Genomic DNA, 11,787 nt, shown 5'->3' on the forward strand with positions numbered 1-11,787 from the left:
TGTTTGCCCCCTCTACATTCCCAAGAATGCTTTTTTGACGTGTTCATTGTTGAGCAGATCCGTTCCCGGCCCTTCCAGTGAGATCGATCCATTTTCCAATACATAGGAACGATCCACGATTTGCAGTGTCTGTTTCACGTTTTGCTCGACAAGCATAATGGTGATTCCGCGCTTGCTGATTTGCCGGATCAATTGAAAAAGCTGCTTCACCAGCAAAGGTGACAGGCCAAGCGAAGGTTCGTCAAACATCAACAGTTTCGGCCGGCTCATGAGGGCGCGTCCGATTGCGACCATCTGTTGTTCACCGCCGCTTAAAGTTTTAGCAATCTGGTTCTCTCTTTCTTTCAGGCGCGGAAGCAGTTGATAGATTTCCTCCAATGTTTCCCGGCGGTGCTTTTTCGCTTCCGGAATGGTAGATCCCAGCAGAAGATTATCCTTTACCGTCATCAGCGGGAACAAACGCCTTCCTTCCGGAACCTGGGCAATTCCAAGGCCCACTCGCTCATGCGCCGGAACAGCGGTAATATCCTTGCCCTGAAATTCAACGGTTCCACTCGTTAAATTCCGCATTCCGGAAATCGCGTTAATCAGCGTTGATTTTCCGGCGCCATTACTTCCGACGATGCTAACAATTTCTCCTTCGGCAACTTGCAAGCTGACTCCGCTCAATGCTTGCATGCCGCCGTAGTGCACAGATAAATGGTTGACTTTAAGCATGAACTTCACCCCCAAGATATGCTTCGATTACAACCGGATCCTGGGTTACTTCTTGCGGGGTTCCTTCCGCAATCTGTTCACCGTAAGAGATAACCAAAACACGTTCGCAAAGCTGCATAACGGCTCGCATGACATGCTCAATCATTAAAATGGTTACGCCGGATTGACGAATTTCCCGAATCAGTTTGACTGCATCATCGACCTCACTCGGAGTAAGTCCGGCAAGCACTTCATCCAATAACAGCAACTTTGGCCCGGTAGCGAGTGCTTTGGCAATCTCGAGACGCTTTCGATCCACAATCGTAAGATTTTTTGCAAGAACATCTTTATTTCTTCCAAGCCCTACTTTCTCTACGACCTCTTCCGCTTTCTCCAAAGCGGCTTTGCGGTTATTGGTTCTTGCGAACGCTCCGACAGCCACATTGTAAAGGACCGACTTGTTGCCAAACGGTTTTACAATCTGAAACGTTCTGCCGATCCCTTCATGACAAAGATCGTACGGCTGCTTGCCTGTGATTTCTTTTCCGTTGTATACGATCGAGCCGCTATCCGGCTTAATATAACCGGAAATTTGGTTAAAAAGCGTCGATTTGCCGGCGCCATTTGGACCGATAACTCCGTAAATCTGCCCCTCGTGAACGGAAAGAGTCAAATTTTTTGTTACGGTCAGTCCACCGAATTTTTTATTGAGATCTTTGATTTGTAAGAGTGCGCTCATCGAATCCCTTCCGCTCCTTCCCCTTTAACAGAAGATTTTGCAACGGTTCCGCAATTCCTTTCGGATAAAACAGAATTACAAATGCTACGATGATCCCGTAAATTACGAGATGAAGTCCTGGAATGGTGTCTCCTAGCGTCACACGCGTAATCTCTCCAATTGTGGTAAGGAAAATCGAACCCACGAACGGTCCAAAAACGGTGCCGATTCCGCCTACAATGCTTAAGAAAACCATTTGTGACGACAGGCCGGGGCCCGCTACCGTATCAGGCAGAAGATACATCGTGAGTTGACCGAAGAATGTGCCCCCGATACCTGTAAAAAAGCCGGAGATCGCCGCTGCATAAAGCTTTACACGAGCTGTGTTAATACCGAGGGCTTTTGCAGCTTCTTCGTCTTCGCGCAAGGCGGTCAGATAGAAACCGAGTTTGGAGCGGTCAATGTACCAGGCAACAAGCAGAATAACCGCCAAAAACACAAAAATAATATAGTAATAGGGTAATTTGTCTACAAATTGAAAATCAAGGAATGTGGCATCGCTTTTATATGGAATGACAATTCCCTCTGAGGCGCCCAGATCGATTTTTCCTATATGCTTTACAGTATTCAGGATGGTAAGCAATCCGCCCGAAAACGCAATGGTCGCAATTGCATAATAGGCTCCTTTTAGTTTAAAGGTAGGAATCCCGATCAGGACGGCAACAATCGCGCTGATGATTCCACCTATAAGCATTCCTATCCACGGAGTCAGTCCGGCATGAATAAAAAGGAGGGAAGAAACATATCCGCCTATTGCCATAAAGGCAGAGTGGCCAAAACTTAATTGTCCCGCGAAACCGCCGACAATGTTCCAAGCAGTCGCCAGATAGGCGAATAATAGAATGTTGATGCAAGCGAGTAAAATATAATCATCTGTAACAAAGGCTGGTAAAATAAGAAACACAATTGCGGCAACGAGCAGAGGTATCGATTTTTTCATCAGATTCACTCCTTTTTACCAGTCGTGCGGAGAGCCAAAAAGTCCGCTGGGACGAATAAACAAGAAAATCAGAAATCCGTAAAGAACGATCATAGGAGACAACGTGTAAGGCACAAATAAAGAGGACACGGATTCTACGATCCCGATAAGAAGTCCTCCAATAATAGCCCCCGGAATGCTGCCAAGACCTCCCAGAACAACTGTAACAAACGCCGTTGTTCCAAATAACGATCCGATAGCCGGGTACAACTGATTGAAAGGAAGTAACGCGACGCCCGCAGCGCCTAACAAAGCCATACCTGTTCCAAATGCAATGCTAAATGTTTTATCAACCGAAATTCCCATTAATTTGGCCGCGTTCCGGTCTTGCCCAACCGCACGGATTCTGCGCCCCATTTCGGTCCGATTCATGAAAAGATAGAACAATAAGGTGACGATGGCACACAGAAAAAAAGCATAGAGCTTTGGTGTGTTAATAATAATGGAACCAAGTTGAATCGTTTCACCCGAGAACGATGATTTCGCTACCCGGTAATCCGCCTTAAACACAGCAAGAAACCCATTTTCAATCACAATTGAAATAGCTGCGGTTAATAAAAGAGCGGAAATCGGTTCTCGAACATCCTGCTCTTTATTCAATACGGGTTGAATCAGCCACCTATTGGTTGCATATCCGATCACAAACATGGCCGGAACTACGATCAGCAATGTCAGATAGGGATGCAGACCCAGGTAAGTAATCCCGAAATACGAAATAAACATTGCCACCATTAAAAAAGTTCCATGTCCAAAGTTGATCACGCGCATAATTCCGAAAATGAGAGTCAAACCAAGCGCAATCAAACCGTAGACGCTGCCCATTAAGATTCCTTGTACAACAGCCTGAAGCAATGCGATGTCCTCCTCTCTTGGTTTAAAAAGGGCGGGTACACCCGCCCAATTGGTTCAACAATGAAGATGCCTCGAAAGAAGCTTTGATTATTCAGCTTTATACGGGAATACAAGAGTTGCACCTTGACGGGCGTCGGCTTCCGGATATACCGTTACACGCTCAATTTTGCCATTGATTTTCTGGAATTGCGCGATAACAAGTGACGGATCCGGTAAAGTTTGCGTGTCGTCAAAATGCATTGTCTTTGTATAGATCGTTGTTGGGCCGGATGTAATATTGGTTGCTTTCAACGCTTCCCTCAGTTTGTCGCTGTCTGTAGACTTGGCACGCTCCAAAGCGTCTGCGATCGTGTAAATACCCGCGTATTCCTTAATCTGTTCGCCGGATGGATGCACCCCAAACTTATCAACAAACTTCTTGTCCAGTTCTTTGCTGCCTGGACGGTTCACATCCGGTTCCCAAGCGGAAACGTCAAGCCAGTTTACAGCATCTTCCCCAGCGTTCTTCAGGAATTGTGGATCCGCTGTACCACCCGAAGTCGCAAGAAACACCTTCGGCTTTACTTGCTGTTGCTTAAAGCCCTTTGCTAAGAGAGTTCCGTCTTGCACATACGAAACCATCAATACCACGTCCGGATTTGCATTCTTCACTTTAGTTACAACCGGCGTCAAATCAGTCGCTTTCCGGTCGTACGCTTCATCCACCACGATGCTGTAACCGTTCTTAGGAAGTTCTTCTTTCCAGTACTTCGCCACACCTTGTCCCCAGGATGAGTTTTCGTATACGAGAGCAACCGATTTCAGATCTGACTTTTTCTTCATGTCGTTTAAAAATTGAATTTGAGTTTTTACACGCATCGACGATGTATCCGCAATCCGGAACACATATTTGAGTCCGCGTGCGGTGATCAAATCGTCAGATGGTACACTCGCAAACCAAATTTTCTTCTGCTTTTCCGCTTCTTGGCTGGCAGGGATGGTCATGCCCGATTGGTAAGCCCCGGTCAGCAATGCCACCTTTTCTTGCGTAATCAGACGGGAAGTTTCCGATTGCGCGACTTGCTGATTGCCTTGCGAGTCTCCCCACACGACCTGGAGTTTTGCCCCATTCATGCTTTTGATGCCGCCTTTTTCATTAATCTCGTCGACCGCAAGTTGTATTGCTTTTTTGGATTGGTCGCCGAGTGGTGCTGCGTCACCGGTTAGCGGGAGAATGGCACCGATTTTGATCGTGCTGGAATCGGTGGAGCTTGGGTTGCTCGCAGCTTGCTGCTTGCCGCAACCAAGCAAACTGATTGACAGCAGCGAACCTGCAGCCACCAAAGCCAGTGATTTTCTGAAAATCTCTTTCTTCACAGTTAAGAACCCCCTTGCATGATCTTGGAAATGTATGTTCAACGACTGAATTTGAATACATATCCTGAATACGTATTCAAATCCAGGCCGGAGAAACCAATGTATGCGCTTTCATAAGCGGCGTTAATCGTCTTTCGTTACCCTCATCTCTTTGGACCGGTAGTTTTACGAACGACCAGTTCAGGTTGAAGAATAATTTGTCTCGGATGGTCCGGGTCAACACCCTGCTCAATCATCTCAATGAGATTTTCGGCCGCGATTTCACCCATCCTGAATTTATGGTGACCGATACTTGTTAACTGGATGGCGTGATGGGAAGCCATCCGAATGTCATCGATTCCCGCAAGACTCACATCCTCCGGTATTCGCAATCCCAGTGAAAGCACTGCATCCATGCAGGAAAACGCCATTGCGTCCGTCGCGCAAAGAATTGCAGTAGGCGGGTTGCTCATATGCATGAGCTTCAACGTAATTTTTTCGACTTCGGATGAACTTGTATCACAAACGTGGAACAAATCCGGTTCCAGAGAAAGTCCCGCTTCGTTCAACGCTTTTTCAACCCCAATTTTACGTTCAAGAAAAGTTGAAATATTTGTTTCTCCCGAAATGAAGGCGATTCTCCGATGTCCTAACTGGAGAAGATGGTGGGTAATCAATTCTCCCGACATACAATTGTCAAACACTACATAGTTGCCACCGCTTCGAGGGCGTCTGTTAAACAGCATATAGGGGATTCCAGACCGCTCAATTTCCTCAAACACGGGGTCGTCCAGCTTAATCGACGACAGCAGAATGCCATCTACCTGATTCCCCCTGATGGAATCGAAAATATCCCGCAACGCCATTGCACCCTCAAAGTAAACCATTGTTTTATATCCGCGGTTTGTTGCCAACGCTACAATCGAATTGGTTGTTTCCACGAAGAAGCCGTTGCTAAGCGTACCGGATATAAGAGCGATCGTACGCGTACTATTGGTTACGAGACTGCGAGCAATCAGATTCGGTTGATAACCCAGTTCATCAATAGCACGCAATACTTTCTTTCGTGTATCCGGTTTAACGCTCTCCGGATTATTCAGCACTCGCGAAACTGTCGCTTGAGACACACCGGCCATTTTTGCAACGTCTCTGGAAGATACCATGGCCTTTTATCTACTCCCTGCTTATCTGTTTTTGAATACGTATTCATATTCTAATTTGAGTATATATTGATAAAAATTTTTTGTCTATATTTCGAACGAAACTTTTTAATAATATTGAATATAAAAACAGATAAAGTTGATTGAAGTTAATAACCATCACCCTAATTTTCTTTTTGCTTCCCACATTCGTTGAATGGCCGTAAAGATTTCCACGAAAACAAAAATCTTTGTGGTAATCAGCAGCCAGGCGGGGAACAGCATCATAATGGGGAAGAGGATAAAACCTTCCGTTCGTTCCGCCAAACCGGCCTGATAATAAAAGGATTTGACTCCTTTTTTCTCCGATAAAGCCCCTACCGTAAGAAACACGGTCATGGAAAACACAATTCCAGCAGTAAGCAGTAACAGCCAAAACTGCACTTGCGGATATTTTGCCGCCACTCCAATGATTACAGACAGTTCCACGATCCGGTCAAATGTAATGTCAAGCACCGTTCCCCACGCGGAAGGTTATTCTCGAGTATGTCTTCACTGCAATGTGGACAGATCATAAATGTTCTCCTGACGTTTATGAAAAAGAATGTAAATGCTAAAACAAGTTGCATTGTTCGACAAAAAACGGTATTCCCCTTCTAGTGAAAATCTCCAAATACCGAAGATGAATCGGTAACATCAAAACAGTTTCCCGTACCGCCTATATCGTGATACGGAATATTTTTCTATATTGTCGGAATGGCACACAGTGCCGCCCATTATCATATTATCTCTGTACTGGGTGATTATGCTGCTTAACGTCCTGTACCAACAAGTCAACACAGTAGACTTGTTTGAATTTTAAAACGATTATAGAACATTATGTACTGGAGGAATAGAAATGAGCAAACACAAACTGATTGTTATGGGAATCGACCATGGGAACGGATATTACAAGGGATATAGTAACGAAGCAATAGAATTGATCCTGCCGAGTGGATTTCTTACGAAAGAGAGTGTGAAAAGGGAAGATTCAACGGGAGTAGGTGATGTGAACTATAATGAGTTTGAGTCAAGTTTATACGCAAGAGAACTTTATGTGTGGGGAAACGAGGTGAATAAAGTGAAAGGGAAGTACCTTTCCACCTATACAAGCGAAGACAGATATACTCAGAAGTATTACAAGTTATTAAGTCAGTTTGGGTTGGCAAGCCTTATCAGAGAAAAAGAAGGGACGTTCGAGGTTCTTGTGGTCACCGGTTGCCCCTCATGGGAAAAAGGAACTAAGCGGGAAGAAAAACTTGCCCAAGTTTTCAAAGGTCAACACACGATCCAAATGAATGGCAGGGAAAAAATTATTAACGTCAAAGAATGCAAAGTTTTGCCTCAACCAATTGGAAGTATCCTGGATTTATATATGGATGAAGAGGGAAATGTCGACAGAGATGAAATCGGAACATCTTATATTGGCATTATAGATATCGGATATGGTACGACAGATTGTGATGGAATCGATTCTTTAAAAGCCATCCCCGACGATCGTATTACCATTCCTGTAGGCGTTTATGACATTTATCAGCGTCTTTCTGATTACATTAATTCCGTAAACCCTGATGCCTATGCAACCCCCCGAAGGGTAGAGATGCAATTTGAAAGTGATGTTTACTATTCTTCAAAACGTCTTTCTATACCTATCAAAGAAGTGAAGGAAAGAATTGTCCGCGAAACAGCAGAATACATCATCAATGAACTTCAAACACGTTGGAGAAATAGAAGCAAGTTTGACATGATCATATTAACAGGTGGCGGAGCAAAATTAATAAGACCTTGGGTCCAAAAATTCATAAGTGACATCCATCTAATTGAAGATTATCAAATATCAAACGTCAGGGGTTTCTATAAATTCGGATTATTGCTTTCAAATGACTATGAGGCAGAGGATTACCCCCAAAAGCAGGTTTTACAAGCTAGGAGATGACTGGCATGAAGAAAACCAAATCCATTATCCTCCAGGTGAATTTCAATGAATTCAAAACCAAAAGCAAAGCGGAATAAACCATTACGAAAAAGTCGCGATCTTCCACAATTCTCTGAGGAGGTTTTTATGCAAAAGGCTGACCGTTTTCTTAACGGAACAGATGAACAGAATCAACTTCTTGATAGCTATATAAAAACGAAAGGTATTCAGTATGTCCTGGATGCAATACGGGAAAAGGAAACACGACGTTTTATTGTTGATGAGGATGAGATCGCAGACAAAACTGCCAATCGAATCATTCAAGTCCTTCTCAAAGAGTTGCCAAACAGATTACAAGTTTCTGCCCCCGTGAATACCGTAAATACAAAAACCATGCCCAAAAACAGGCCAGATGTGGAAAGGCTAAAAGGTTTACTTTAATAAGGGAGGTTGCTTAACCTCCCTAAAATATGTAAATGGTGAACGTCGGATTTCAAATGGGACAACTTGTATCTCTCTTCCCATTTTCGTATTACCTGTTTTTGATCATAATGAAGATAAGATGAATTTCCTTGACTGGGTGGGATGACACGTGATGGACATTCTCATTTTTGGCGGATCCGGTTTTGTCGGTCAGCATTTGGCTAAGTATTTGGAAAAAATGGGGTACCAGGTTTGGGTTGCTTCGAGAAGGCAGCAGGAAGTTCGTTATGGAAAAAATGTGGTGTATACGCTTGGGCAGATTTTACCCCTTTTGGAAAATAGGGAGCAGGAGTATGGTGTGATTAACTTGGCAGGACAATCGATCAACTCAGGCAGCTGGACGGCGGCAAGAAAAAAAGAAATTCTGGAGTCACGCATACATGTAACGCAAGGCATAACAGAGGCGATCATGCAAGTGAACAGAAAACCCCAGGTTCTGATCAACGCCTCCGCCATCGGATTTTATGGCTATTCTGATGAAAAAACATTCACCGAAGAGGATGCAAAGGGAACAGGTTTTCTGGCCGAAGTCACACAGCAATGGGAAGAGACGGCCAAGCGGGCAAAGAGCCATACCCGCGTTGTCCTTGCCCGCTTGGGAGTGGTACTAGGGCGAGATGGCGGAGCCCTTCCTCGAATGGCGACACCTTATTCATTTTATTTAGGAGGGAGGGTAGGAACCGGGAAGCAGTGGATGTCATGGGTTCACATCGATGATGTATGCGGGATTTTCCATCACTGTATCGGTCGGGATACAATTGAGGGTCCAGTCAATGTTACAGCGCCTGTACCTGAGAGAATGGACCGGTTTGGAAAGGCGATTGGCGATGTATTGCATAAGCCGCACTGGATTCCGGTCCCTTCGTTTGCGTTGCAATTGTTGCTGGGGGAAATGTCGGAAATCGTTTTGCAGGGACAAAGGGTACTGCCAGAGAAAATGCTGGGCAGCGGCTATTCTTTTCAGTACGGGACAGTATCCTCGGCTTTACAGGATTTATTAAAATGAGGGGGAGAATTTTACAGCGACATACCTTCCTATACAATGTGTTCATTCCGTGCGAAAAAAATCAGTTTCACCACTCTTCGATCGCAATCGCCCGGATCGGCGAACCGGTCATTCCCCGCAAATTGAGCGGTGTACCGATAAAGTAAAACCGTTTTTTCGAAAGATTCTGCAGATTGGTAAGGTTTTCGATAATCAGGATATTGCGGCTCAGCAGCGCGAGATGAACGGACCGCTGCATGTTTTCGTTTATATCGGCATTCGGTAAATCCAAACCGATCGCCTTCAATTTCTTTTCCACGATCCAGTCTCCTACGGAAGCGTCAAGTGACTTGCAATCGTGAAATCCGGGACCATTCCACTCCCCCGGCCAGCAACGAAACAACACTATATCTCCTTCCCGCACTTCCAGTTGATTTTTCCGGACTGCTTCCTCTACCATATTTCGGGTTACAGGCTGCTCCGGTTCTTTATCCGACACGTCGATCAGCACCGCCTGTCCCATGCTGGCTTCCAGCGGAATCTGGTCAATCGTCAATCCTTCCTTAAAAAAATGGTAGGGAGCATCCATGTGTGTGCCGCCGTGGTCAGACATGATAAAAATTTTGCTGGCATACCCCTCGCAAGGCGGAATGTATCGCGGTTTTGAAAAATCGTGCGTGATATGATCCATCGCCACAAATTTGGGATGTGTGGGATAGGAAGTTAACCCATCGTATAACTGAACCGTCAAATCGACAACTTTCATATGTGTTCCTCCTTTTGGCAGGGCATTCGTGAAACTATCTTAAATCATAAAAAATTCCTAAAAATCGGTCAATAGCAACCTCCTCAGCGTCTGACAAAAATCGCAGGATCGATTTTTTTGACGAGGAATTGGCAACAAATGAAGCGAATATAGTGTAAGAAGAATTTTTTCTTTCTTTTTCGACAACTTCTGATAGAAAAATTGGTTTATATAGCATTTTGGTTGAACAGGAGCTGAACAAGGTGGATCTTGTACAAAACGATTTTTTTAAAATAACCGTTCAGGAACAGGACGAATTGTTCATAACTGTTTTTCGCAGCGGATTTGAGGCACAAAAACTCGGTGCCATCCTGGAGCAATATCCCCGCATGAAAATCACCGATTTCAAGTCGCTTGGCACTGCCCTCAAAGAAGCGACTGAAGCACCTGTGAAAATCGGCGTCCTTCGCGCCCCGATTGAAGTCACCTTGTCAAAAGATCAGATGGACGCCAGCATCAAACTCTATCTGTCGGAGGAAGAACTGCTTTCCCAATATGACTTTGTTCGCTCGGAGATTCTTGCAATTTTGGAAGCGCATCAAATTACGGAAGGAATTTTACCGGATGCGTTAGACCGCTTGCAGGCCAAGCAGGATTTGGTGATTGCCCGCGGCATCCCTCCCGTTCACGGGGAAGATGCACAAATCTCGTATGTGCAATTGTCTGAAAAAAGACCGACTCTCTTAAGCGATGGCAGGGCCAATTTTTATGAGTTGAATTTTATTGACCGGGTGGAAAAAGACGGCTGGCTGGGAGAGAAGATTCCGCCGACCGCAGGCACACCAGGGCGAACTGTAACCGGACAGCCGCTGCCTCCCAAACCGGGCAAGGATAAACCTCTCTTGTATGACAAAAACTCGGTGTACGAATCGCATGAAGACGGAAAAGTGGTTCTGCGCGCCGCCCGGGAAGGCGCTATTCATTTTGAGAACGGAAAAGTATCCGTCATCGAACACATTATCATCGATGGCGACGTGGGCCCTGCAACCGGCAACATTAAATACAGCGGTTGTGTAACTGTAAAGGGGACGGTGCATGACGGATACAGCGTTGTCGCCGACAAGGACATTTCGATTCTCGGCGAAATCGGGATCGGAGCGGTTGACAGAATTGTCTCCTTATCAGGCAGCGTCTTGATAAAAGGCGGTATTTTCGGTCGCAATAAAGCGTTTGTGCAAGCGAAAAAAGATGTCATCGTGAAGCATGCAAACGATTGCATCATAAAGGCAGACGAACATATCTATGTTGGCCTGTACACGATCGGCAGCCAGTTGTTTGCCAAGAGTATCATCCTGGATCAACAGCGTGGGAAAATCATCGGGGGCGAAACGCACGCCGAAGTGAAAGTAGTAACCGCATACCTCGGCAACGAGCTGGAACGGACAACTCCCGTTCGCATTGAAGGATTTAACCGGGCAGACATTCTTCGCCAGATAGATCAACTGTTAGAGGAATACAAATCCACATTGATACTGCAAGAAAAAATTCAGCGGGAGCTGGCTGTGTACGAGACCGTGTTAAACCGTTTAAGCGACGATCAGCTGCAGGAGGTTCATTTTTTCAAACAGAGGCAGGAAGAGTTGGCAGACAAACTGTACGCTATGGAGGAAACGCGGCAGGCTCTCCTGACATTTCTGCAATCAAAAGGGGAGGGTGAGGTCTCCATCCTGAAAAAAGCGTTCCCGAAAACGGTTCTGCAAATCAAACATACGCAGAAACGAATCGATAAGATTACTTCCGGGACATTTTACGTGCTTGATTATGAATTATTATATGAATAG

Annotated in this window: 12 protein-coding genes; 4 read left to right on the forward strand and 8 right to left on the reverse strand. The window is 45.2% G+C overall.

What is annotated here, in order from left to right; translation table 11 throughout:
* Positions 1-12: 12 nt before the first annotated feature.
* From skT53_RS06455 to skT53_RS06485, 7 genes are all read right to left on the reverse strand, one after another.
* Positions 13-717, reverse strand: coding sequence for an ABC transporter ATP-binding protein (locus skT53_RS06455; protein ID WP_200760291.1), 705 nt, complete (start codon positions 715-717; stop codon positions 13-15).
* Positions 710-1,435, reverse strand: a complete 726-nt coding sequence (locus skT53_RS06460) for an ABC transporter ATP-binding protein (RefSeq protein WP_200760292.1) — start codon at positions 1,433-1,435, stop codon at positions 710-712. The genes skT53_RS06455 and skT53_RS06460 overlap by 8 nt, the downstream gene beginning before the upstream one ends.
* The gene (locus skT53_RS06465; RefSeq protein WP_200760293.1) at positions 1,401-2,414 is read right to left on the reverse strand and encodes a branched-chain amino acid ABC transporter permease; all 1,014 of its coding nucleotides are present in this window, start codon (positions 2,412-2,414) and stop codon (positions 1,401-1,403) included. Before skT53_RS06465 ends, skT53_RS06460 begins: the two co-directional genes overlap by 35 nt.
* Positions 2,415-2,429: 15 nt before the next feature.
* Entirely contained in the window at positions 2,430-3,305 is an 876-nt protein-coding gene (locus skT53_RS06470; protein WP_200760294.1) for a branched-chain amino acid ABC transporter permease, read from the reverse strand.
* Positions 3,306-3,392: 87 nt separating this feature from the next.
* Complete coding sequence (locus skT53_RS06475) at positions 3,393-4,661, reverse strand: ABC transporter substrate-binding protein (protein ID WP_200760295.1); 1,269 nt, start codon at positions 4,659-4,661, stop codon at positions 3,393-3,395.
* 143 nt (positions 4,662-4,804) lie between these two features.
* On the reverse strand, positions 4,805-5,803 hold the full coding sequence (locus skT53_RS06480) for a LacI family DNA-binding transcriptional regulator (RefSeq protein WP_200760296.1): 999 nt from the start codon (positions 5,801-5,803) through the stop codon (positions 4,805-4,807).
* Positions 5,804-5,959: 156 nt separating this feature from the next.
* A complete protein-coding gene (locus skT53_RS06485; RefSeq protein WP_200760297.1) occupies positions 5,960-6,295 on the reverse strand; it encodes a CDP-alcohol phosphatidyltransferase family protein in 336 nt (111 codons plus the stop codon).
* A 382-nt stretch (positions 6,296-6,677) separates the two neighbouring features.
* On the opposite strand from skT53_RS06485, the gene skT53_RS06490 reads away from it, so the two are divergent.
* The 3 genes from skT53_RS06490 to skT53_RS06500 all read left to right on the forward strand — a co-directional run bounded on the left by skT53_RS06490 (position 6,678) and on the right by skT53_RS06500 (position 9,222).
* Entirely contained in the window at positions 6,678-7,754 is a 1,077-nt protein-coding gene (locus skT53_RS06490; RefSeq protein ID WP_200760298.1) for a ParM/StbA family protein, read from the forward strand.
* Between the two features lie 45 nt (positions 7,755-7,799).
* Positions 7,800-8,174 (forward strand): hypothetical protein, encoded by a 375-nt coding sequence (locus skT53_RS06495; protein WP_200760299.1) that lies wholly within the window; start codon positions 7,800-7,802, stop codon positions 8,172-8,174.
* Between the two features lie 154 nt (positions 8,175-8,328).
* Complete coding sequence (locus skT53_RS06500) at positions 8,329-9,222, forward strand: TIGR01777 family oxidoreductase (RefSeq protein WP_200760300.1); 894 nt, start codon at positions 8,329-8,331, stop codon at positions 9,220-9,222.
* Between the two features lie 67 nt (positions 9,223-9,289).
* Here the strand turns inward: skT53_RS06500 and skT53_RS06505 are convergent, their stop codons facing one another.
* On the reverse strand, positions 9,290-9,967 hold the full coding sequence (locus skT53_RS06505; protein ID WP_200760301.1) for a cyclase family protein: 678 nt from the start codon (positions 9,965-9,967) through the stop codon (positions 9,290-9,292).
* A 242-nt stretch (positions 9,968-10,209) separates the two neighbouring features.
* On the opposite strand from skT53_RS06505, the gene skT53_RS06510 reads away from it, so the two are divergent.
* Complete coding sequence (locus skT53_RS06510; RefSeq protein WP_200760302.1) at positions 10,210-11,787, forward strand: flagellar assembly protein A; 1,578 nt, start codon at positions 10,210-10,212, stop codon at positions 11,785-11,787.

The organism is Effusibacillus dendaii (genome assembly GCF_015097055.1).
Taxonomy (GTDB): Bacteria; Bacillota; Bacilli; order Tumebacillales; family Effusibacillaceae; genus Effusibacillus; species Effusibacillus dendaii.